At 73.3% G+C, this 22601-nt stretch carries 16 protein-coding genes; 3 read left to right on the forward strand and 13 right to left on the reverse strand.

Features of this window, described 5'->3' with window-relative positions; genetic code table 11:
- Positions 1–1277 precede the first annotated feature (1277 nt).
- From FZ103_RS16700 to FZ103_RS16725, 6 genes are all read right to left on the reverse strand, one after another.
- Positions 1278–2123: a shikimate dehydrogenase gene (locus FZ103_RS16700; protein ID WP_156002443.1), complete on the reverse strand. Its 846-nt coding sequence runs from the start codon at positions 2121–2123 to the stop codon at positions 1278–1280.
- Positions 2123–4375 carry an endolytic transglycosylase MltG gene (gene mltG / locus FZ103_RS16705; RefSeq protein WP_156002444.1) on the reverse strand — a complete coding sequence of 751 codons (2253 nt, stop codon included), beginning with the start codon at positions 4373–4375 and terminating at the stop codon, positions 2123–2125. The genes FZ103_RS16700 and mltG overlap by 1 nt, the downstream gene beginning before the upstream one ends.
- Positions 4372–4851, reverse strand: coding sequence for a Holliday junction resolvase RuvX (gene ruvX, locus FZ103_RS16710; protein WP_156002445.1), 480 nt, complete (start codon positions 4849–4851; stop codon positions 4372–4374). The genes mltG and ruvX overlap by 4 nt, the downstream gene beginning before the upstream one ends.
- A 98-nt stretch (positions 4852–4949) precedes the next feature.
- Positions 4950–7622 (reverse strand): alanine--tRNA ligase, encoded by a 2673-nt coding sequence (gene alaS, locus FZ103_RS16715; RefSeq protein ID WP_156002446.1) that lies wholly within the window; start codon positions 7620–7622, stop codon positions 4950–4952.
- Positions 7622–7936, reverse strand: coding sequence for a hypothetical protein (locus FZ103_RS16720; protein WP_156002447.1), 315 nt, complete (start codon positions 7934–7936; stop codon positions 7622–7624). The genes alaS and FZ103_RS16720 overlap by 1 nt, the downstream gene beginning before the upstream one ends.
- Positions 7933–8325, reverse strand: a complete 393-nt coding sequence (locus FZ103_RS16725) for a DUF948 domain-containing protein (RefSeq protein ID WP_156002448.1) — start codon at positions 8323–8325, stop codon at positions 7933–7935. The genes FZ103_RS16720 and FZ103_RS16725 overlap by 4 nt, the downstream gene beginning before the upstream one ends.
- Before the next feature lie 319 nt (positions 8326–8644).
- Between FZ103_RS16725 and FZ103_RS16730 the strand changes: the two genes are divergently transcribed.
- Positions 8645–10171 (forward strand): protein kinase, encoded by a 1527-nt coding sequence (locus FZ103_RS16730; protein WP_156002449.1) that lies wholly within the window; start codon positions 8645–8647, stop codon positions 10169–10171.
- A gap of 104 nt (positions 10172–10275) precedes the next feature.
- On the opposite strand, the gene FZ103_RS16735 is transcribed toward FZ103_RS16730, so the two are convergent.
- Both FZ103_RS16735 and FZ103_RS16740 read right to left on the reverse strand, forming a co-directional pair.
- Complete coding sequence (locus FZ103_RS16735; RefSeq protein ID WP_186356423.1) at positions 10276–11598, reverse strand: replication-associated recombination protein A; 1323 nt, start codon at positions 11596–11598, stop codon at positions 10276–10278.
- Positions 11599–11634: 36 nt separating this feature from the next.
- Entirely contained in the window at positions 11635–13659 is a 2025-nt protein-coding gene (locus FZ103_RS16740; protein WP_343233572.1) for a SpoIIE family protein phosphatase, read from the reverse strand.
- Positions 13660–14036: 377 nt separating this feature from the next.
- Between FZ103_RS16740 and FZ103_RS24920 the strand changes: the two genes are divergently transcribed.
- A complete protein-coding gene (locus tag FZ103_RS24920; protein ID WP_186356424.1) occupies positions 14037–14177 on the forward strand; it encodes a hypothetical protein in 141 nt (46 codons plus the stop codon).
- A gap of 274 nt (positions 14178–14451) precedes the next feature.
- Here FZ103_RS24920 and aspS read toward each other — a convergent pair whose 3' ends face one another.
- On the reverse strand, positions 14452–16191 hold the full coding sequence (gene aspS / locus FZ103_RS16745) for an aspartate--tRNA ligase (protein ID WP_156002451.1): 1740 nt from the start codon (positions 16189–16191) through the stop codon (positions 14452–14454).
- Between the two features lie 220 nt (positions 16192–16411).
- Positions 16412–17098: an MBL fold metallo-hydrolase gene (locus FZ103_RS16750; protein ID WP_186356425.1), complete on the reverse strand. Its 687-nt coding sequence runs from the start codon at positions 17096–17098 to the stop codon at positions 16412–16414.
- A gap of 437 nt (positions 17099–17535) precedes the next feature.
- Between FZ103_RS16750 and FZ103_RS16755 the strand changes: the two genes are divergently transcribed.
- Positions 17536–18768 (forward strand): DUF349 domain-containing protein, encoded by a 1233-nt coding sequence (locus FZ103_RS16755; protein ID WP_186356426.1) that lies wholly within the window; start codon positions 17536–17538, stop codon positions 18766–18768.
- 60 nt (positions 18769–18828) lie between these two features.
- Here FZ103_RS16755 and FZ103_RS16760 read toward each other — a convergent pair whose 3' ends face one another.
- From FZ103_RS16760 to FZ103_RS16770, 3 genes are all read right to left on the reverse strand, one after another.
- Positions 18829–19158: a cupin domain-containing protein gene (locus FZ103_RS16760; protein ID WP_156002453.1), complete on the reverse strand. Its 330-nt coding sequence runs from the start codon at positions 19156–19158 to the stop codon at positions 18829–18831.
- Between the two features lie 80 nt (positions 19159–19238).
- Positions 19239–21413 (reverse strand): bifunctional (p)ppGpp synthetase/guanosine-3',5'-bis(diphosphate) 3'-pyrophosphohydrolase, encoded by a 2175-nt coding sequence (locus tag FZ103_RS16765; RefSeq protein ID WP_156002454.1) that lies wholly within the window; start codon positions 21411–21413, stop codon positions 19239–19241.
- Positions 21414–21929: 516 nt separating this feature from the next.
- Positions 21930–22472 (reverse strand): adenine phosphoribosyltransferase, encoded by a 543-nt coding sequence (locus FZ103_RS16770; protein WP_156002455.1) that lies wholly within the window; start codon positions 22470–22472, stop codon positions 21930–21932.
- Positions 22473–22601 lie beyond the last annotated feature (129 nt).

Below are 22601 nucleotides of genomic sequence, written 5' to 3' on the forward strand. Positions count from 1 at the left end.
CGCCTCCGCGGGAGGGCGGTTGCCGGCGGCAGGTCGGCGTGCGGCGGGTCGGCCGGCGGAAAGGTCGGCGGAAAGGTCGGCGCATGTCCGATCACCCGGCGAAGCGACGACGACAGCGGAGGGCTGAGCCCGCGCGGATCGGTTCGGGTGCCCGCCGGTGGCGGTGGGCGACGGGGACGGCGCCCCGGGGGCGCGTTCCGGGGCGCCTCATCCACTCGCGCATCCGGACCGGAACCCCCAATGCCCGATTTAATTTAACTCGCTCCCGCGCCGGTCGCGTCGAGGGTGTCCGCGGGCAACGCTCGACGCAGAAGCCGGGCACGGAAACCCGACATTCGGCACCTTCGGGGCGGTGGCGGGGCGACGAGACGCGCCCCGCGACCACCCGGGCGGGCTCGGGCCGCACGGCGGGCAATCTGGGGTGCCAAATCGTCCCGTGATGTCCGGTATGCGGGGGCGCCGGGACGGCCCGCGCGACCCGGATCGGCGATGATCATGGCGTTTGAAGCGGAATCCACGCCAAAACCGCTCCAAACGCGCACCTCGTGGCACCCCGGCCGCCTCCACCCCCGCCACGTCCGGGCATTCCAGACAAACCACCCCGGATTCCTTCCGCATACCGGAAGGCCCGGCGCTCCGGTGCACCGCGCAGCAACACCGCGCGCCATCGGCGGGCATCGTCACCTCCGCTGAAGCGATATGCCCGAAACGTCCCCGCCTGGGCCGTGTCCCAGGACGGCGGGGGCTGCCGTCCAGGAACCCACCGGGTACCAACCGGGGCGGCCACCATCGAGGCTGCGGCAATGGGTGCGCCCCGCGAAGCGCGGTCACAGCTTGCCGCCGAGCGCACGCCGTCCTTCTCAGATGGAGCCGCACCACCGGTGGCGGGCCTCCGGCGCAACGGTGCACCGTGCGCTCGGCGGCAAGCTGGCATCGGCGCTTCGCGCAACCCAGCCCCATTGCCGCAACCTCCTGTGGTGACCGACTCCTTGAACACGACGGGGGCGGCCCCCTCCGACCTCGCCGCCGCGTCGGGCGGCCCGCCATCCGCCTCCATCAACCGGTGACCGCCCGCCCCAACCCCCATCGGCCGTCGCCGCCTCGTCGCATGCTCAACCGGCGAGCACCGGGACCGATTCGCGCGGGCTGCACCCTGCGCGGCCCTCGCCGCCCCGTCGCACGGGTCACCGGCGGGCACCCGAACCAACCCACGCGGGCCCAACCCTCCGCCGCCCTCCACCGACCTCGCCGCCCCGTCACATAACAGACGTCGCGCTTCAGCCGGGCTCCCCGCCGCCTGCGGCTCGGCGGGCGAGTTCGGCCAGGCCCGCGGTGCGCATCGCCTCCACGGGGGCCTGCTCGGTGCCGGTCATCAGTTCCACCTGGCGCGCCGCCTGGTGCAGCAGCATCGGGAAACCGCCGACGACGATGCGCCCGGCCGCCTGAGCCGCGGCGGCCAGGGCGGTGGGCCACGGGCTGTAGACCACGTCGAACACCGCCGCCCCGCAGGCGGCGACGCGGTCGGCGAAGGGATCGCCGGCGCCGCTGGGCAGCGTGGAGACCACCACGTCGACATCGAGCCGGCTGTCGATCTCGGACAGCGGCGCCACGCCGACGCGCATGCCCATGCGCTCGGCCGCAGCCACCACGCCGGATGCGCGCGCGGGCTCGCGTGCCAGGACGGTGACGCCGCCGTCGGCCGCGGCGCCCGAATCGCGCAGCGCGGCCACCGCCGAGGCGGCGGTCGCGCCGCCGCCCAGCACCGCGGCCGAGGACACCTCCCCGACTCCCGCCTCGCGCAGCGCGGCGGCCATGCCGTGGACGTCGGTGTTGAACGCCCGCCGCCGCCCGCCGAGGACGAGCGTGTTGGCGCCGCCGACCTCGCGGGCGACCGGCTCAGCCTCGTCGGCGAGACGCAGTGCCTCGCGCTTGAGCGGCATGGTCAGGCTCAGTCCCGCCCAGCTGTCGTCGCAGCCTTTGAGGAAGCCGGCCAGCTCCTCCTCAGCGCACTCGTAGCACCCGTAGCTCCACTCCCCCTCCAGGCCGAGCGCCGCGTAGGCGGCCGTGTGCAGCACCGGCGACAGCGAGTGGCCCACCGGCGAGCCCAGCACCGCCGCCCGCATCACGCATCGCCCCGGTTCTGCTCGAACTCCTGCTTGAGCTGCAGGAACTCCTCGTAGGTCGAGGCGAACTCGGTCACGCCGTTCTCGGGGTCGGTGGCCACGAAGTAGAGCCAGTCGCCCTCGGCCGGGTCCAGCGCGGCCTCGATCGCCTTGCGCCCGGGGCTGACGATGGGGCCGGCCGGCAGGCCCGTGCGGCCGTAGGTGGCGTAGTCGCTGCCGCTGTTCTTGCACTCGCGGACCTGGGCGCTGGTCAGCGCGATCCCGTACTCGTCCAGCACGTAGAAGCAGGTGCTGTCCATGCCCAGTTCCATGCCCTGCTGCAGCCGGTTGTAGATGACGCGGGCGACCTTGGGCATGTCCTCGGCCGAACCCGACTCCGCCTGGACGACGGCCGCCACCGCCATGGCCTCGTTGGGCGTCAGGTTGAGCCGCTCGGCCCGGTCCTCCAGCGAGACGTCCTCGGCCACCTGGTGGAACCGGTCGACCATGCGCTTGAGCAGCGCGGCCGCGCCGGCGGCGGGCGGCATGTCGTAGGTGTCGGGGAACAGGTAGCCCTCCGCGCCCTGCTCGGCGTAGTCGGGCAGGCCCAGCTTCCCCCCGTCCTCGTAGGCGGCGCGCAGCTCCTTCATGGGGATCCCCGTCTCCTCGGAGATGAGGGTGAGGATCTCCTCGCCGCGCAGGCCCTCCTTGAAGGTGATGTGCGCACGCTTGCGGGAGGCGGGATCCATCAGCATGGCCACCGCGGCTTCGCCGCTCATGCGCTCGTGCAGCCGGTAGGTGCCGGGTGCGACGCTGCCGCCGTGGTCGCCCAGGGCGTTGAGGAACGCCTGGGAGCTGGCCACGACCCCCTTGTCGGCCAGATCCTGGGCGATGGCGCTGGCGGAGGAGCCTTCGGCGACGGTGAACTCGACGCTGCCGCTGCCCTGGCCCTCGTAGTCGGGCGGGAAGACGTAGGCGCGGCCCACGTACCCGCCCGCGGCCAGTGCGGCGACCAGCGCCACAGACAGCACGATGATCAGGGTCTTGCGCGAGGGACCGCCCCGGCCGCGCGCCGCGCGGGCCGCGCCGCCCCGCGCCCTGCCGCGGCGGTCGCGTCCGCCGCCGGAGGCGCGGCGGGGGCGCCGGCGGCCGGGCGCTTCGCTGCGGACCGGGTCGTCGTCCTCCTCGATCCCGTCGTAGTCGGCGCCGTCGGCGGGATCCTCGGCGGGGGTGGCGCGGCGCCGCCGCCGGCCGGCGGCGGCATCGCGCGTGCGGCCCCGCCGCGGGGCGCGCCCGCGGCGCTCGACCGCCGGCTCCTCCTCGTCGCCCCCGTCCGCGGGCGGTGCCGCGCCGGCGCGGCGCCGCCCGCCCGCGGCGGGGGCGTCGTCGTAGAAGCGGTCGCGCTCGCTGCGCTGGGAGCGGCCCGCCGTCGCGCGCCCGTCCTCCTCGGCGGCGGTCGGCGGGGCGGCCGCCTCGAAGGCTCCGGTGTCGGCGGCCCCGCGGCGCCTGCGGCCGCCGCGGGGCTCGTCGCCGCGGCCGTGGTCCTGCGGCCCGGTGGCCGCATCCTCCGCGGCGGGGAACGATCCGGTCTCCGCCGAGCGCCGGCGCCGGCCCTGGGCGCGCCCGTCGTCGGGGCGGCCGGGCTCGGAGACGGCGGGAAACGCCCCCGACTCGGCGGAGCGCCGGCGGCGGCCGCCGCGCGGCTCGCCCTCAGGGGCATCGCCGCGCGAGCGCTTGCGGCGCACGGGAACGGCATCGAAGTCCAGCACGCGCGGCGGGGCTGGGTGGAAGTCGTCGTCCTGGCCGCCGGGGTCCTGGCGGCTCCAGGCCAGATGCTCCTCGGCCTCCTCCTCGGAACGGGATCTGCGGCGGCGCCCGTGCGGCCCGCCGCCGCCGGCGGGCGGCTGGGGTGCGGGGCCGGTCGGCGAAGCGGGCTCGGCGGTCTCGGCCGGGTCGCGGTGGCGCCGCCCGCGGGGGCGGGCGCCCTGGGTGTCCTCCCAGCGGGGCAGGCGCTGCTCGGCGCCGTAGTCGGGGCCGCCCGGCTCCGGGGAGTGCGCGGGCCAGGGGTCGGTCAGCGGATCGGCGACGCGGCTGGTCCGGGCCGCTGCCGAGCGCCACGGATCGGTGCGCGGGTCGGCGTAGGGATCGGCCGGGTAGGCGCCGGAGGGGCGGGCGCCGCGGCCGTCGTCGAGGGGGTCGGGCTCGGGCTCGCGGCGGCGTCCGCGCCTGCCGCGCTCGTAGCCGCCGCCGTCGTAGGGGTCGCGGTCGCTCATGCGCCGCTCCCGATGGCCTCGCCGGGTGGGCGGCCGCTCTGGCGCTCGGTGTCCAGGGCGCTTTGCAGCAGCACGACGGCCGCGGCCTGGTCGACGACCGAGCGCCGCGCCCTGCCGCCGCGGGCGCCGCGCCGGCCGTAGGAGGCGCCGGCGCGCAGCTGGTCCTGGGCGGTGACGGTGGTCATCCGCTCGTCCACCAGGCGCACCGGCACGGGAGCGAGCCTGCGGGCCAGCGCGGTGGCGAAGGAGCGCGCGCGGCGCGCGGCGGGCCCCGCCTCGCCCGAGAGCGAGGCGGGGTAGCCGACGATGACCTCGCGGGCCTCGTGTTCGAGCACGAGCCGGGCGATCCGGTCCAGATCGCCCTCGCCGCGGCGGACGGTCTCCAAAGGCGTGGCGAGCATGCCGCTGGGATCGCTGCAGGCGACCCCGATCCGCGTGCTACCGGGATCCACCGCGATGCGTACGCCGGGCCTCAAGAACCGGGCTCCCCCACGCGGGAACAGGGCAGGGCGCCGGGGGGCGCTCCGGGGAGGGTGCTCGTCAACTCGGGGTCCTTTCTGACCGTGGGGGCGGGTCAGGAGGTCTGGGCGACCCGCTGCTCGACGGCGTCCAGGGCGCTGTCGACGGCGGACGCGTCGCTGCCGCCGCCCTGGGCGAGGTCGGGCTTGCCGCCGCCTCCGCCGCCGAGGGCGCGGGCGGCCAGGCCGACGAGGTCGCCGGCCTTGAGCCCGCTGTCCTGGCCGCTCTTGTTCACCGCGACGACGACGACCGGGCGGTCTTCAGGGACCGCGGCGACGGCGACCACGGCCGGGCCGTCCTCGCCGAGGCGCTGACGCACGTCGGCGGCCAGGCGGCGCAGGTCGTCGGCCGTGGTGCCGTCGGGCGCCCGGTGGGTGACCATCAGGGCCGGCCCGTGCCGGCGCGCGCCCGCCGCCAGTTCGCCGGCGGCCTCCAGAACCTGGGCGGCGCGCAGCCGCTCGATCTCCTTCTCGGCGCTGCGCAGCCGGGCGACGATGGAGTCGATGCGCTCGGGCAGCTCCTCGCGCGGGGTCTTCAGCTGCTCGGAGAGCTGGCCGACCAGCAGCGACTCCCGCGAGAGCCGGCGGAAGGCGTCGATGCCCACCGCCGCCTCGACGCGGCGCACGCCCGAGCCGACCGAGGACTCCCCCAGCAGTTTGACGACGCCCAGCTGGCCGGTCGCGGCGACGTGGGTGCCCCCGCACAGCTCGCGGGAGTAGTCGCTCATCTCGACGACGCGGACCCGGTCGCCGTACTTCTCGCCGAACATCGCCAGCGCGCCCATCGACAGGGCCTCCTCCAGGGAGGTCTGGAAGTCGCGCACCTGGATGTCGCCGGAGAGCACGGTGTTGACCTCGTCCTCGACCTCGGCGAGCTCGGCGGTGCCCAGGGGCTTGCTCGCGGTGAAGTCGAAGCGCAGCCGGCCGGGCTGGTTCTCCGAGCCGGCCTGCCCGGCCGAGGGGCCCAGGGCGTTGCGCAGCGCGGAGTGGATGAGGTGGGTGGCCGAGTGGGAGCGCGACACCGAGGCGCGGCGGTCGGCGTCGATGACCGCCTCGACCCGGTCGTCGAGGGCGAGGGTGCCCTCGCGGACGGTGCCGCGGTGCACGAACAGGCCGGGGACGGGCTTTTGCACGTCCTCCACATCGACGGTGCCGCGGCCGGGCGCGGTGACCGTCCCCTTGTCGGCGAGCTGGCCGCCGCTTTCGGCGTAGAAGGGAGTGCGGTCCAGCACCAGCTCGACCCGGTCGCCCGCGGAGGCGGCGCCGACCGACTCGCCGTCGACGATCAGGCCGAGCACGCGCGACTCGGCCTCGTGGTCGGTGTAGCCGAGGAAGTCGGTGGCGCCGGCGTTCTCCAGCAGGCGTCCGTAGACGCTGACGTCGGCGTTGCCCAGCTTCTTGGCCTTGGCGTCGCGCTTGGCGGTCTCGCGCTGCTCGGCCATCAGGGTGCGGAAGGTGTCCTCGTCGACCCCCAGCCCCTGCTCGGCGGCCATCTCCAGGGTGAGGTCGATGGGGAAGCCGTAGGTGTCGTGCAGCTGGAAGGCGTCGGCGCCGGAGACGGTGGTGCCGCCGGCCGCGCGGGTTTTCTCGGCGGCGCGGTTGAACAGCGCGGTGCCCGAGCGCAGGGTGTCGGAGAAGTGCTTCTCCTCGGCCTCGATGACCTCGTGGATGCGCTCGGCGTCGGTGCGCAGCTCGGGGTAGATGCCCTCCATCGCCGTGATGGCGGTGCGGGTCAGGTCGTGCAGAAAGGAGGTGTCGGTGCCCGAGAGCAGCCGCAGGTTGCGGATGGAGCGCCGCAGGATGCGGCGCAGCACGTAGCCGCCCTTCTCGTTGCTGGGCCGGACCCCGTCGGAGGCGAGCATGACGGCGCTGCGCACGTGGTCGGCGACCACCCGCAGCATGACGTCGGAGCGCTCGTCGGAGCCGTAGGCCACGCCGGTGCGCTCCGCGGTGTCCTGCAGGATGCGGCCGAGGGTGTCGGTCTCGTAGATGTTGTCGACGCCCTGCAGCACCGTCGCGAGCCGCTCCAGGCCCATGCCGGTGTCGATGTTCTTGCGCGGCAGGTCGCCGAGGATCGGGTAGTCCTTCTTGGTCCCGCCCTCACCGCGCTCGTACTGCATGAAGACGAGGTTCCAGACCTCGACGTAGCGGTTCTCGTCGGCGGCCGGCCCGCCCTCGGCGCCGTACTCGGGGCCGCGGTCGTAGAAGATCTCCGAGCACGGCCCGCAGGGGCCGGGTACGCCCATGGACCAGTAGTTCTCCTCGATCCCGAAGCGCTGGATGCGCTCGGCGGGGACGCCGACCTTCTCCCGCCAGATCGCCTCGGCCTCGTCGTCGTCGAGGTAGACGGTCACCCACAGCCGTGCGGGGTCGATCCCGAAGCCGCCGTCGGCCACCGGCGCGGTCATCAGCTCCCACGCCAGCGGGATCGCCTTCTCCTTGAAGTAGTCGCCGAAGGAGAAGTTGCCGAGCATCTGGAAGAAGGTGGCGTGCCGCGACGTCTTGCCGACTTCCTCGATGTCGATGGTGCGGATGCATTTCTGAACGCTGGTGGCGCGGTCGTAGGGGGGCGTGCGCTGGCCCAGGAAGTACGGCTTGAACGGCACCATGCCTGCCGGGACGAACAGCAGTGTCGGGTCGTCGGCGACCAGGCTCGCCGATGGGACCACGGTGTGTCCGTTCTTCTCGAAGAATGCGAGGAAGCGGCGAACGATTTCTGCCGTCTCCATCAGCGGCCGTCCTTCGGGTCGGGGGCGTCGATAGCGCCGCGGGTCGGGTCCGATCGGCCCGGCTGGTCGATGGGCAGGGCGGGGCGGCTGCGACCGCTGTCGTAGCGGCGGTGCAGCTCGGCCTCCCGCTGCCGCATCGCGTCGTGGATGTCCTCGTTGAACTCGCGGAGGGCGGCGCGGTAATCGGCGACCTGGTCCTCGACGCGGCCGGCGATTCCCGCCGGGCTCCACGCACGGGCCGTGCGGTTGAGCTTGTGCACAACATACCCGCCGAGCGCGGCACCTGCGACAAGATACAGCAGGCGGCGGATCATCGGCGCTCCCTCCTGCGGCGGTGGCGCACCAGGGCCAGGGCGCGGCGCTGGCCGAGCACCCGGCGCACGCCGTAGGAGAACGAGGCCGCCTTGACCAGCGGTCCGGCCACCACCGAGCGGGTCAGCGCGGTCACCGTCGAGACGTCCTCGGTGGCGGTGGCGACGTTGGCGGTGATCTCCTCCACCCGGTCGAGGGAGGCTCCGGTGCGTTCGACGGTGCCGGCGACGTCGTCGAGCATGGGGCGGACGCGCTCCCCGAACTCCGCGACGACCTTGGTGGTCTCCGAGAGCAACCGGGTGAGCTTGACGAGGGCCACGCACATGAACGCGACCAGCACCGTCCAGACCACCGCCGCGATGAGCGCTGCTACGTCTCCTGCGGTCAACATGCCAGACTCCGTTGACGAATCGGGGTGGCGGCATCTCCGTGAGCGGCATTCGGGGGGTCCGCCCGGCCTTTCCGCGGCGCGGACGGGGCATCGGCGCCTCCGGTTGGCACCGGGCCGACGGAATGCGGAGATCCGAATACGCCGACCCTACCGTGTCCGAGACGGATCCGCCCGTGTGCTCCGGGGTGTGTGGCACCGGCCGCTTCGCAAGCCGTACTGACCGTCCGGCGTCGACGGAAACCCCGAGATGTCGCAGAATCAGGGCATAGTTTCGGCCACAGACCCGGTGGCACAGTCCCCCCGTGCAGACAGGATGCCTATGAGCCGCCCTCCCGAGCGCGAGATCTCCGTCCTGGTACCGCCGCATCTGGCCCCGCCGGCCCCCGGGGATCCGGGTGCCGTCGGGCCCTATGTGCTCATCGGGCGCCTGGGGGCGGGCGCCACGGGCACGGTGTTCGCCGCGATCGATGCGAACGCGGCGGGCGAGGACCTGGTGGCGGTGAAGGTGCTGCACCCGTTCTCGGTCGAGGATCCCGACGACCGCGCGCGGCTGCACGCCCGGCTCAGCGCGCTGGCGTCGGTGGACGGGCGCTGCTACGTGCCGCCGACGGCCTTCGACGCCGCGGCGCAGCAGCCGTGGCTGGCGATGCCCTACGTCGCGGGTGTGGCGCTGGACGGCTTCGTCGGCGAGCACGGCCCGCTGGGGCGGGGCCGGCTCATCGCGCTGTCGGCGGCGCTGGGCGAGGCGCTCTCCGCGCTGCACGGCGCGGGGGAGCCGCACGGCGACCTCAAGCCCTCCAACGTGCTGCTGAGCAGCCGCGGGCCGCGCCTGCTGGACTGCGCGCTGCCGGGCGAGGGCGAGCTGCTGCGCCGCAACGCCGCGCCGTGGACGGCTCCCGAGCGGCTGGAGGGCGGCGAGCCCTCCGCCGCGGCCGACGTCTTCGCCTGGGCGGCGATCGCGGTGTTCGCCGCCACCGGCCGGCCGCCGGTCGAGGAGGAGGGCGCCGCCGCGGCGGCGACTCCGTGGCTGGCGGGCGTGCCCGCCGAGATGCGCCCGATCGTGCGCCGCGCCCTCTCCGACGACCCCCGCGACCGGCCCACGGTGCGCGAGCTGCTGGGGTCGACCATCGCGGCGTGGGAGGCCGTCAGCGGCTCCGACGCCGCCCCGGTGCAGGGCACGGCCGTCACGCAGGTGCTCTCCCGGGAGTGGCGCGGCATCGTCGAGCCGGACCGGCTGCCGCGGCTGGTGCGGCTGGGGACCGGCGGGCGCCGCAAGGCGGGGCGGGCGGTGCTGGCCGCGTGCGCCTCGGTGGTGGCTCTCGCGCTGATCGGCGGCGGCGGTTACGCGGCCTATGCGGCGCTGTCGGGGGGCATGGCGCCCGAGCCGGAGCCCGCGCCCTCCTCCCCCGCTCCCTCCCCCGACGCCCGCCAGGGCCCGGTGATCGTCCGGTTCGACCCGGCCGAGCAGGAGAACCCGGCCGAGGGGCCGTGGGTGTACACGCGCGTGGAGCGCAGCCCGTCGGCGCCGGCCACCCCCGCGGCGACCCTCGCGCCCGACGAGTGGAGCGCGCAGTGGACCGCGGCGGGCGAGGACGCTCGCCAGGAGGCGGTTATCACCGAGGAGACCGAGGTCCTGTGCGCCCGGTTCTGCGTGCCGGGCCCGGGCTACATCGAGAACGACCGCGGCACCTACGAGATGAGCGCGCAGGACTTCATCGACTACCTCTCCTGGGGCCGGCCGGTGATCGCCGAAGTGGAGTTCGCCGACGGGGAGGGCGACGCCGGCGGCGAGGGGCCGCGCGAGATCACCCGCATCGTCGAGGTCTACCCCACGCCGCCGGATTAGCACGCGCTCCGTCGCGGGCGGCCGGTGCGGCCGGGAACCGCTCCGGCGGCCGCCGGACGCCGGAGAACCTCCCCCGGGGACCCACCGCGGTGCAGGAAGCGTCCTCAGCCCTCGCCGCGCAGGACGCCCTTGATGCGCTGGAGGACCTCGCCGAAGCGGCGTTCGGCGCCGTGGGTGGTGGGGGTGTAGTACTCCCGGCCCACGAGCGCGTCGGGCGCGTACTGCTGGGCGGCGACGCCGCCGGGATGGTCGTGGGCGTACTTGTAGCCGGCGCCGTGCCCGAGTTCGCGGGCGCCCTTGTAGTGGGCGTCGCGCAGGTGGGCCGGCACCGGACCGGCGCGGCCCTGGCGGACGTCGGCCATCGCGGCGTCGATCGCCGCGATAACGGAGTTGGACTTGGGCGCCAGCGCGATGTGCACGACGGCCTGGGCGAGGTTGATGCGGGCCTCGGGCAGCCCGATCAGCTCCACGGCCTGGGCGGCGGCGACCGCGACCTGCAGCGCGGTCGGGTCGGCCATGCCCACGTCCTCGCTGGCGTGCACCACGATGCGGCGGGCGATGAAGCGGGGGTCCTCTCCGGCCTCGATCATCCGGGCGAGGTAGTGCAGCGCCGCGTCGGGGTCGCTGCCGCGCATGCTCTTGATGAAGGCGCTGATGACGTCGTAGTGCTGGTCGCCGGTGCGGTCGTAGCGCACGGCGTGGCGGTCGGCGGCGCGCTCGATGTCGGCGACGCTGATCTCGGTGCGGTCGCCGGCGACGAGGGCGGCGGCCTCCAGGTAGGTCAGCGAGCGCCGGGCGTCGCCGCCGGCGAGGCGGATCAGCTGGTCGGCGGCGTCGTCGGCGAGCGTGTGGCTGCCGCCCAGGCCGCGCTCGTCGTGCAGCGCGGCGTCGAGGACGCCGCGGATGTCCTCGTCGGTCAGCGACTCCAGGGTGAGCAGCAGGGAGCGCGACAGCAGCGGGCTCACCACGGAGAAGAAGGGGTTCTCGGTGGTGGCGCCGATGAAGCTGACCCAGCGGTTCTCCACGGCGGGCAGCAGCGCGTCCTGCTGGGTCTTGCTGAAGCGGTGCACCTCGTCGACGAACAGCAGTGTGCGGGTGCCGCGCATGCCCATCTGGCGGCGGGCGTCGTCGATGACCGCGCGGACGTCCTTGACTCCGGCGCTGACGGCCGACAGCTCCACGAAGCGGCGCCGGGTGACGCGGCTGACCACGGTGGCCAGAGTGGTCTTGCCGGTGCCGGGCGGCCCCCACAAGAACAGCGACATGGGGGCGTCGTCTTCGACCAGGCGGCGCAGCGGGCTGCCCTCGCCCAGCAGGTGGGCCTGTCCCGCCACCTCGTCGAGGGTGCGCGGGCGCATGCGCACGGCCAGCGGCTCCTGACCGCGCTGGGCTTCGGCTCCGGCGTCGTCGAACAGCGTTTCGGACACGCCGTCCAGCCTAGGCGAAGGCAGCGGGGCGCCGGCTCAGCCCGCCTCGTTCATGCGCACGATGAGCAGAGCGATGTCGTCGCCCCGGCCGGCCGGAGTGAGGTCGATGAGCGAGGCCGCGGCCGCCTCGACGTCGGTGGCCAGTCCGCGCAGGTCCTCGCCGACGATGCGCAGTCCCTCGTCCATGGGGACCTTCGAGCTCTCCACGAGTCCGTCGGAGCACATCAGCAGGGTGTCGCCGGCGCGCAGGCGGCGCGTGGTCACCGGGTACTTGCTGTCGCCGTCGACGCCCACCGGCGGGCCGGTCTCGGGCTCCCACAGGTCGTAGGAGTCGGGGGTGGCGATGACGGCGGGCGGCTGCCCGGCCCAGGCGGCCTGCATCTCGCCGCTGTCGAGGTCGAGCACGAGGTACCCGCAGGTGGCGAAGATGATCTCGCCGGTCTCCGACAGCAGCCGGTTGGTCTCGGCCAGCACCACGCCCGGGTCGACCTGGTTGCTGGCGTAGGCGCGGAAGGCGATGCGGATCTGGCCCATGGCCGCGGCGGCCTCGACACCGTGGCCTTGGACGTCGCCCACCACCAGGCCGACGCGGCGGCCGGGCAGGCGGATGACGTCGTAGAAGTCGCCGCAGACCCGCCAGCCGGCGCGGGCGGGCAGGTAGCGCACGGCGATGCCGAGTTCGTCGAAGCGGGCGATCTGCGGCGGCAGCATGCGGCGCTGGATGGCATCGGCGAGCTGGAGTTCCTCCTGCTGGCGCCGCACCCGCTGCAGCGCCTGCCCGGCCAGCCCGGCGAGCGTGAGCATGAGGGCGCGCTCGTCGGGGGTGGCGTGGTGGGGCTCGCCCCAGGCGACCTGCCAGACGCCCAGGGCCACCCGGCGGTCGCCGAAGATGGGGATGGTGGCCCAGGACTGGGCGCTGGTGCGGTGCAGGGACTCGGCGACGCCGGGGAAGCGCTCCAGGATCTCGGCGCGGCTCTCGAAGAAGCGGGGCTGGCGGTCGGCGATGACGGCGCCGACCGGGTGGGCGACGTCGGAGGCCGACGGATCGCCGGCCGAACCCATGGGTCCGGGTGCGTCCTCGGGTACGGGAGGCGACGGGCGCAGGCTGCCGTTCTCGACGAGCATCACGGCGGCGCCGGAGCCGCCGAAGATGGGCGCGAACTCCTCGGTGAGCAGGCCGGTGACCTCCTCGACCGTGGTGGCGGAGACGAGTTTGGCGGCGAGGTCGGTGACCTGGCGGCCTTGGGCGGCCTCGATGCGGCGGCGGTCGGCCAGGCGGCGGATGAGCTGGACGTGCTCGGTGACGTCGTCGATGATGCCCACCAGTCGGGGGTGGTCGCCGCCGATGTAGCGCGCGCGGGCGTGCAGCGAGCGCTCGTCGCCGAGGCGGTCGAACATGCGGAAGCGCTGCTCGTAGTCGCGCCCCTGCTGGGAGGCTTCGATGGCGTCGCGGACCCGGGCGATGTCGTCGCGGTGGACGCGGGCGAGGATCTCCTCGAGCCCGCGGGCTCCCCCGGCCAGCAGCCGGCCCAGCGGCGAGGGGCCGAACAGCTCTCTCAGCCGTCCGGTGCGCAGGTCCAGGGTCCACAGGGCGGTGTCGGCGTTCTCGGTGCGCAGCTCGCTGATGACGCGGAGGGTCTCCTCCTCGCGCAGCGGCTCGCGGAAGACCACGACGACACCGGCGGGTCTGCCGTCGGGGCCGGTCTCGGGCAGCGCGCGGGCCTCGGCGACGATGCGGTGGGGGGCGCCCTCGTAGTCCGCGGTGACGAGGGCGCGCTGGTGCACGGGGGCGCCGGCGAGGGCGGCCCGGTGCAGCTCCCAGGCCGAGGCCGGGTCGGTGCCCGAGAGCGCCTCGGGCCAGGGGCGGCCGACCGAGTCGGCCTGGGCCCGCCCGGTGAACTCGGTGAACGCCTGGTTGACGAGCGCGACGCCGGCCGCCTGGTCGGCCACGATCATGGCGATCGGAGCCGCGCCGAAGGCTGTGCCGGCCTGGCCCTGTTCACCCCCGGGCCCGGCAGCGGCACCGGCGAAGCCGTCAGTGGAGCCGGTTGCACCGTTCACGAATAGATCATCCCTGTATCGTCACAGACGTCCTTTTCGCGCCGTCGCGCGCTCCTCCCGGGGACATCCGATTCGGCTCAGTCTAGCCAGATCACCGCCTGTCCGTGCAGGTGAAGGATGCCTTGTCCGGAACCTGATCCGAAGCGGCCGCACCCCTGCGTTTCCATGCACCATTGAGCACAGAAGAACCGAAAAGCAACTCGAATACCAGGAATCACACCGAAATACGCGGCCCCGTCGGGCGGCATTCGCAGAATCGTTACACCTGCGTTACCACCACCGCATAACTGCGTAAAGTCCGCATCCAGCCTAAGCCACCGGTCCGGCGAGGCGGTCACGCCCCGGTCCACCGAAAAAGTCCGGCCTAAAATTCAGTCATGCGTGAACCAATGATCCCCACGGGCCCGGCCCTCAGGAACGCGCTCATCCTCCACAACTGGACCTGCCGCCTCTGCAGCTACAGCAATCCCGACAGCGAAGACATCTGCTGCCAACGCTGCGGAGCCGCGAAGAAGTAGCAGGCATAGCCCATCCTCCGCTGCCTTCCTGCCGGGAGGAGTGTCGCGGCCGGCGAGGCGGCACGGGAAGACGCCGACGGCTGCGCGCCGGCGATACCGCCGTCAGGGGGTGTGTGCAGGACCGCCCTCGGCACCGGGGACAGTCGTCCAGACAGACCTCTGAACGGGATCGGGGAACATCACCGACGCCGTTCCGGCCGCGGAGCGCTTGTGCTCCGGCAGGAGAACGGCCCGGAGCCGCGCGCGTCTCCGGGCCGCGTCGTTCGCCCGCCGATCAGGCCTCGTCCGCCTCGGGCACGTAGTCGATTCCCGCCTCGGTGCGCTGGTCCGGGGTGATCGGAGTAGGCGCGCCCGTGAGGGGGTCCCCGCCGGAGGCGGTCTTGGGGAACGCGATGACGTCCCGAATCGAGTCGCCGCCGGTGAGGTGGGCGACGATCCGGTCCCAGCCGAAGGCGATGCCGCCGTGCGGCGGCGGCCCGAACCGGAAGGCGTCGAGCAGGAAGCCGAACTTGGTCTCCGCCGCCTCCTTGCTGATCCCCAGTGTCTCGAAGACGCGCTGCTGCATCTCGCTGCGGTGGATACGGATCGATCCGCCGCCGATCTCGCTGCCGTTGCAGACCATGTCGTAGGCGTAGGCCAGGGCGCTCGCCGGGTCTTGGTCGAAGGAGTCCGCCCACTCGGGCTTGGGCGCGGTGAACGGGTGGTGGACGGGGGTCCAGCCGCCTTCGCCGTCCTCCTCGAACATGGGCGCGTCGACGACCCACAGGAACGACCACTGCGACCTGTCGATGAGGTCCAACCGGGCACCGATCTCCAGGCGGGCCGCGCCGAGGAGCTCCTGCGACGCCCCCTGCGGGCCGGCGGCGAAGAACACCGCATCGCCCGGTTCGGCCCCGGTACGCCCGGCCAAGCCCGAGCGCTCCCGCTCGGAGAGGTTCTTGGCGACCGGGCCGCCCAGCGTGCCGTCCTGGTTGACGAGCACGTAGGCCAGTCCCTTGGCACCGCGCGCCTTGGCCCAGTCCTGCCAGCCGTCCAGCTCCTTGCGGGTCTGCGAGGCTCCCCCGGGCATGACGACCGCGCCGACGTAGGGCGCCTGGAAGACGCGGAAGGACGTGTCGGCGAAGTACTCGGTGAGGTCGGTCAGCTCCTGGCCGAAGCGCAGGTCGGGCTTGTCGGAGCCGAAGCGCGCCATGGCCTCGGCGAAGGTCATGCGCGGCATCGGGGTGGGGACCTCGTAACCGAGCACCTCGCGCCAGAGGCGGACCACGAGGTCCTCGGCGACGCCGATGACGTCGTCCTGCTCCACGAAGCTCATCTCCAGGTCGATCTGGGTGAACTCCGGCTGGCGGTCGGCACGGAAGTCCTCGTCGCGGAAGCAGCGGGCGATCTGGTAGTAGCGCTCCAGGCCGCCGACCATCAGCAGCTGCTTGAACAGCTGCGGCGACTGGGGAAGCGCGTACCAGTGGCCGGGCTGCAGCCGTACCGGGACCAGGAAGTCGCGTGCGCCCTCGGGCGTGGACCGGGTGAGATAGGGGGTTTCGACGTTGACGAACCCGTGGTCGCGCATCACGTCGTGGACGACGTAGCCGGCCTGGGAACGCACGCGCAGCGCCGAAGCCGTCTCGGGACGCCGCATGTCCAGGTAGCGGTAGCGCAGCCGGGTCTCCTCGGCGACGTCTTGGGAGCCGTCGAGGGGAAAGGGCAGCGGGTCGGACTCGCTGAGCACCTCGATCTCCTCGGCGACGACCTCGACGGCGCCGGTGGCGATCTCGGGGTTCTCGTTGCCTTCGGGCCGCACGCGGACCGTGCCGGTCACCTTGATGCAGTACTCGGCGCGCAGGTCGTGGGCCAGGTCGTCCTCGCGGACGACCACCTGGACCACGCCCGAGGCCTCGCGGAGGTCGAGGAAGACGACGCCGCCGTGGTCGCGGCGGCGGGCGACCCACCCGGCCAGGACGACGGTCGCGTCTGCATGCTCGGCGCGCAGCGCGCCGGCGTCATGCGTGCGGATCAACGGAGTTCTCCTTCGGTGTCTCACGTACCTACTCATCTTGCCTGACCTGCGCGCCGGTCCGGTCCCGCGCGGGGAGGGCCCGGGCCGCCGGGAGGGCGCTGCCGCGGTCATGCGGAGCAGGCAGGGCTGCGGTCGGCGTGCTCGCCGTGGGGCGGCACGGCTGCTGCGGGGCGGCTGACCCCGCGGGCCGTCGGCGCGGCGCGTCGGGCCCGTGGGCGGGTCAGCGCCCCGGGATATCGCCCAGGAACGGATTGGTCGCACGCTCGCGGCCGATGGTGGTCTGAGGGCCGTGGCCCGGCCGGACGTCGGTGCCGTCGGGCCAATCGCGGCAGACGCGCTCCAGGCTGCGCATGATCTCGGCGTGGTCCCCGCCGGGGAAGTCGGTGCGCCCGATGGAGCCGGCGAAGAGGAGGTCGCCCGTGAACAGCACGGGTTCGTCCCCGGTGCCGGAAGCGAGCCCGTAGCAGACCGACCCGGGGGTGTGGCCGGGCACGTGCTCGACCGACAGCTCCAGTCCGGCCAGCGCGAGCGTCTCGCCGCCCGAGAGTTCGCGCAGGTCCGCGGGCTCCTCCAGGTTCGCCTGGCCCAGCAGCGCCGACAGCTGGGAGGCGAGCGCGGGGTCGAGCCCCTTGGCCGGGTCGGTCAGCAGCGGCCTGTCGGCGCCGTGCACGTAGACGGGGACGCTGTGGGCGCGGGCCACGTCGGCCGCCGACCAGATGTGGTCGAAGTGGCCGTGGGTCAGCAGCACGGCCGAAGGCACCAGGTCGTGCTGGACGAGGAGGGAGGAGAGCCGCTCCGCGGCGTCCTGGCCGGGGTCGACGACGACGCACTCCGCTGCCCGATCCTCCGCCGCGACGATGTAGCAGTTCGCGGCGAGCGGCCCTGCGGGGAAAGCGGAGATGAACACGGTGGGTGCCGACTTCCTCTCGGACGATGGTGCGATCGGGTGCGCAGCGGGCGCGGCGGCGGCCCGCCGTACCGTGCCCGGAACCCGAGCCTACCGAGGTGCGCGCGCGGCGGCGACCGGGTTGCGCGGTGCCCCGATCGCGCACGTCGTGCCAACACATCACCATTCGATCACCGCCGGACGCACGACTCTTTGCCAATCGCCCCGTCAGTGTCATATTGGTCGCGTCGCACCCGCCCGGTGTGTCCGGACGGCATGCCTCGACGCGGCTTTCGGTCGCTGATGTGCGACGACGCTGACAGGAGGCGGACGGTGTCCGGTGAGGTGTGCGGATATCGTGCTTAGTCACGGCGGTTCACACCGGCTCTTTTCGAAGCCGCCGCCGGACCACCCGGACCTGGCCGCAGGCGCCAGGCTCATGACTGCTGGAGGACACGGTGACCACGGACCCCTGGGGCCGCGTTGACGACGACGGCACGGTCTACGTGCGCACGAGCGAGGGCGAGCGCGTCGTCGGATCGTGGCAGGCGGGCGCGCCCGAGGAGGCCCTCGCGTTCTTCCGCCGCAAGTACGACGCCCTGGTGACCGAGGTCGAACTGCTGGAGAAGCGGCTGCGCACCACCGACCTGTCGGCCTCCCAGGCCCTGTCGAGCATCGACAAGCTGCGCACCGCGGTGCGCGATGCCAACGCCGTGGGCGACCTCGACGCGCTGTCGCGGCGCCTGGACGTGCTGACCGAGCAGGCCGAGAAGCGCAGGGTCGAGCAGAAGCAGGCCCAGGAGCAGGCGCGCACCGAGGCCCGCGAGGTCAAGGAGCGCATCGTCGCCGAGGCCGAGCGCGTCGCCGCCGAGACCACGCACTGGAAGTCCGGCGGCGAGCGCATGCGCCAGCTGATCGACGAGTGGAAGGCGGCCCCCCGCACCGACCGGCCCACCGAGCAGGCGCTGTGGAAGCGGATGTCGGCCGCGCGCAACTCCTTCTCCAAGCGCCGCAAGGCCTACTTCGCCGGGCTCGACCAGCAGCGCGAGCAGGTGCGCCAGGAGAAGGAGCGCATCGTCGCCGAGGCCGAGGCCCTGGCCGACTCCACCGACTGGGGACCCACCTCGGGCCGCTACCGCGAGCTGATGCAGCAGTGGAAGGCCAGCGGCCGCGCCGACCGCGCCAGCGAGGACAAGCTGTGGGGCCGGTTCAAGGCGGCCCAGGACCGGTTCTTCCAGGCGCGCAACGCCGTCTTCGCCGAGCGCGACGCCGAGCTGCGGGTCAACGCCGAGGCCAAGGAGCGCATCCTGGAGGACGCCCGCCGGGAGCTGGCCGAGATCTCCGACCCGCGGGCGGCCCGCGCGCGGCTGCGCGACTTCCAGGAGGCCTGGGAGGAGGCGGGCCCGCTGCCCCGCGACCAGCGCGACCGGCTGGAGGGCGCCTTCCGCAAGATCGAGGACGAGGTCCGCAGAGCCGAGGACCACGAGTGGCAGCGCACCAATCCCGAGGGGCGGGCGCGGGCCGAGTCCACGGCCACCCGGCTGCGCGACTCCATCGCACAGTTGGAGGGCGATCTGGAGCACGCCAAGGCGCGCGGCAACGACCGCCGGGTCCGCGAGATCGAGGAGGCGCTGAGCGCCCGCCGGTCCTGGCTGGACGAGGCCGAGAAGGCGCTGGACGAGATGAGCTGAGCCGGCCGCGGGCGCGGCGGCCGGCCCGCTGGGACCGCCGCGCCCGGGCTCGAGCCCGGCCTAGTGCTTGGCCACGGTGAGCACGACCGCGGAGTCCTCCAGGGCCTCCAGCGAGTGGCTCTTCTGGGGCACGACGATCAGGTCGTTGGCCCTGCCCTCCCAACTGTCGCCGTCGGCGTCGAGCCGGACCCGGCCGCGCACCACCAGGACGGTGGCCTCGCCCGGGTTGGGGTGCTCGGAGAGGGAGTTGCCCCGGGTGAGGGCGATGAGGGTCTGGCGGAGGGTGTGCTCGTGCCCGCCGAAGAACGTCTCGGAACTGCGTCCGGCGGAGGCGGCCTGGGCCGTCTCCAGGTGCTTTCGTGCCAGGGCGTCCAGCGACAACTTGTTCATGTTCGACAGTCTGACCGCTGCGCAGCGCCTCACACCCGCAAAACGCCGCGGACGCGCCGCGCCGGGCGCTGAGCGGCCGCCTAGTTCTTCATGCGGTAGACGTCGTAGACTCCGTCGACGCCGCGCACGGCCTTGAGGACGTGGCCGAGGTGGGTGGGGTCGGCCATCTCGAAGGTGAACCTGCTCAGCGCGACGCGGTCGCGGCTGGTCTGCACGGTGGCCGAGAGGATGTTGACGTGCTGGTCGGAGAGCACGCGAGTGATGTCGGACAGCAGCCGCGACCGGTCCAGCGCCTCGACCTGCAGCGCCACCAGGAACATGGAGTCCTCGCTGGGCTGCCATTCGACCTCGACCATCCGCTCGCGGTCCAGCGCACTGGTGTTCACGCAGTCGCTGCGGTGCACCGAGACCCCGTTGCCGCGGGTCACGAAGCCGACGATGCTGTCGCCGGGCACGGGCGTGCAGCACTTGGACAGCCGCACCCACACGTCGGGGTCGCCCTCGACGACCACGCCCGGGTTCCCGGCGGGGCGCGGACGGGGTCGGGCCCGGGTGGGCAGGGAGGACTCGGCGATGTCCTCCTCGGCGCTCTCGATGCCGCCGAGGGAGTCGACGAGCTTCTGCACCACGTTCTGCGGCCCGATGCGGCCCTCGCCGACCGCCGCGTAGAGGGAGTCGACGTCGCCGTAGCGCAGGTCGCGCGCCAGCGCGATCAGCGCCTCGCCGCTGAACAGGCGCTTTATCGGCAGCTCCTGTTTGCGCATGACGCGCGCGATGGCGTCCTTGCCCTGCTCGATGGCCTGTTCGCGGCGCTCCTTGGTGAACCACTGCCGGATCTTGTTGCGCGCGCGGGCGCTCTTGACGAACTGCAGCCAGTCGCGGCTGGGTCCGGCGTCGCTCGCCTTGGAGGTCAGGATCTCCACGGTCTCGCCGTTGTGCAGTTCGCTCTCCAGCGAGACGAGCCGGCCGTTGACGCGTGCACCCACGGTGCGGTGGCCGACCTCGGTGTGCACCGCGTAGGCGAAGTCGATGGGGGTGGCGCCCTGCGGCAGCGCGATCGCGTCGCCCTGGGGGGTGAAGACGAACACCTCCTGCACCGACAGGTCGAAGCGCAGGGACTCCAGGAACTCGCCGGGGTCCTTGGTCTCCTGCTGCCAGTCGATGAGCTGGCGCAGCCAGGCCATGTCGGCGGTGCCCCTCTTGCCGCCCTCCTTGGCCGCGGCCCGCTCCTCCTTGTACTTCCAGTGCGCGGCGATGCCGTACTCGGCCCGGCGGTGCATGGCGCGGGTGCGGATCTGCAGCTCGACCGGGTTGCCCGACGGACCGATCACGGTCGTGTGCAGCGACTGGTACATGTTGAACTTGGGCATCGCGATGTAGTCCTTGAACCGTCCGGGGACGGGGTTCCACCGCGCGTGGATGGTGCCCAGTGCCGCATAGCAGTCGCGCACGCTGTCGACCAGCACCCGCACGGCGACGAGGTCGTAGATCTCGTCGAAGCCGCAGTTGCGGGCGATCATCTTCTGGTAGATGGAGTAGTAGTGCTTGGGCCGGCCGCGCACCGTGGCCTTGATCTTGGCGTCGCGCAGGTCGGCCGAGACGGCCTCGATGACGTCCTGCAGGTAGACGTCGCGGCGCGGGGCCCGCTCGGAGACCAGGCGGGCGATCTCGTCGAACCGCTTGGGGTAGAGCGTGGCGAAGGCGAGGTCCTCGAGCTCCCACTTGATGGTGTTCATGCCCAGCCGGTGGGCCAGCGGCGCGAAGATCTCCAGGGTCTCGCGGGCCTTCTTCTCCCGTTTGGCCTGGGGCAGATAGCGCAGGGTGCGCATGTTGTGCAGCCGGTCGCACAGCTTGATGACCAGGACCTTGATGTCGCGGGACATGGCCACGACCATCTTGCGCACGGTCTCCGCCTGGGTGGCCTCGCCGTACTTGACCTTGTCGAGCTTGGTCACCCCGTCGACCAGCTCGGCGATCTCGTCGCCGAAGTCGTCGCGCAGCTGGTCCAGGGTGTAGCTGGTGTCCTCGACGGTGTCGTGCAGCAGCGCCGCGGCCAGGGTCGGCTCCTGCATGCCCAGCTCGGCCAGGATGGTGGCCACGGCCAGGGGGTGGGTGATGTAGGGGTCGCCGCTCTTGCGCTTCTGGTCGCGGTGGTGGTGGGCCGCCACGTCGTAGGCGCGCTCGATCAGGCGGACGTCGACCTTGGGATGGGTCGCCCTGACTGTCTTGATCAGTGGTTCGAGGACCGGGTTCATGGATACCCCCCGCTGTGCACCGAGGCGTGCGAGTCTGCGGCGGACCCGCACGGTGGACGACGGGCTGGAGCGGGTCGTAGGAGCGCTCCGGGGACCGGTGCCGGGGGCCGGAGCGGGATGTTCGGGTTCGGCGGCGGATACCGCGGGCTCGGCGGCGTGCTCGGCGGGCGGCGCGGGGGCCTGCGCGTCGCGGGAGGGCTCCGGTCCGCTCGGGGAGGCGCCGCGCAGCGCGGAGGCTGCCTGGGCCGGTACCGCTTCGCCTGCCATGGACATCCCTCCCGCGGCGTGCTCCGGGGGCCGGGTCCGCTCCTCGTGTCGGGAGGGGTACCGCGCCGCGACGGTGGTCGCCGTCGCACGGCCCGCCGGGTCGACGTCTGCGTGTTAAACGTCAGGTGTCACCTGTACCAACGCGTCGCCGCAGCTCTGTATGCCCGCGAGTCTACTGCCGCGCCGCAGCGGGGTTCGCGTGTCAGGGCCGCAGCAGCGGTTCCGTGCGAGCCCCGGAGGCCGGATCTCTTACAGCACGGCCAGCGCGTGCAGCTCCACGTCGGTCAGCTTCCGCCGGCCCTGGAGGAACCCGAGTTCCACGAGGACCGAGAATCCAACGACGGTACCACCCGCCTTGTCCACCAGTTCCACCGCGGCCCGTCCTGTACCGCCGGTGGCGAGGACGTCGTCGACGATCACGACGCGGCTGCCCGGACTGACGGCGTCGGCGTGCATCTCGACCGTCGCTGAGCCGTACTCCAGATCGTAGGACGCGCGGTGGGTCTCGCGCGGGAGTTTCCCGGCCTTGCGCACGGGCACGAAGCCGGCCCCCAGTTCGAGCGCGACCGGGGCGGCGAGGATGAAGCCGCGGGCCTCCAGCCCGAGGACGGCGTCCACCGAGCCCTTCTCGTAGTGGTCGGCGATCCCCTCGACCACGGCCCGCAGGGAGGCGGGCTCGGCCAGCAGCGGGGTGATGTCCTTGAAGACGACCCCTTCCTCGGGGAAGTCGGGGACGTCGCGCAGGCCGGCCTTGATGCGGGCGCTCAGATCGGCGGGCTGGTCAGCGGGCATGGCGGAGGGATCCTCGTCATCGTCGTCGGCACGGGAGCGGCTGGCGGGCCGCGCCCGGCGGCCGCGGGGGGTGGGCGGGGCGCGGGGCGGGCGCGGGCGCGCGAAGGCGACGGGCCCCGCGCACGGGGC

The sequence above is a fragment of the Streptomonospora sp. PA3 genome, from assembly GCF_009728995.1.
GTDB lineage: Bacteria > Actinomycetota > Actinomycetes > Streptosporangiales > Streptosporangiaceae > Streptomonospora.

What these genes read in the sequence shown, in the direction of transcription:
- FZ103_RS16700 (WP_156002443.1), bottom strand. Translation starts at nt 2,123, where the DNA reads ATGCGGGCGGCGGTGCTGGGCTCGCCGGTGGGCCACTCGCTGTCGCCG.
- mltG (WP_156002444.1), bottom strand. Translation starts at nt 4,375, where the DNA reads ATGAGCGACCGCGACCCCTACGACGGCGGCGGCTACGAGCGCGGCAGG.
- alaS (WP_156002446.1), bottom strand. Translation starts at nt 7,622, where the DNA reads ATGGAGACGGCAGAAATCGTTCGCCGCTTCCTCGCATTCTTCGAGAAG.
- FZ103_RS16720 (WP_156002447.1), bottom strand. Translation starts at nt 7,936, where the DNA reads ATGATCCGCCGCCTGCTGTATCTTGTCGCAGGTGCCGCGCTCGGCGGG.
- FZ103_RS16725 (WP_156002448.1), bottom strand. Translation starts at nt 8,325, where the DNA reads ATGTTGACCGCAGGAGACGTAGCAGCGCTCATCGCGGCGGTGGTCTGG.
- FZ103_RS16730 (WP_156002449.1), top strand. Translation starts at nt 8,645, where the DNA reads ATGAGCCGCCCTCCCGAGCGCGAGATCTCCGTCCTGGTACCGCCGCAT.
- FZ103_RS24920 (WP_186356424.1), top strand. Translation starts at nt 14,037, where the DNA reads ATGCGTGAACCAATGATCCCCACGGGCCCGGCCCTCAGGAACGCGCTC.
- FZ103_RS16760 (WP_156002453.1), bottom strand. Translation starts at nt 19,158, where the DNA reads ATGAACAAGTTGTCGCTGGACGCCCTGGCACGAAAGCACCTGGAGACG.
- FZ103_RS16765 (WP_156002454.1), bottom strand. Translation starts at nt 21,413, where the DNA reads ATGAACCCGGTCCTCGAACCACTGATCAAGACAGTCAGGGCGACCCAT.
- FZ103_RS16770 (WP_156002455.1), bottom strand. Translation starts at nt 22,472, where the DNA reads ATGCCCGCTGACCAGCCCGCCGATCTGAGCGCCCGCATCAAGGCCGGC.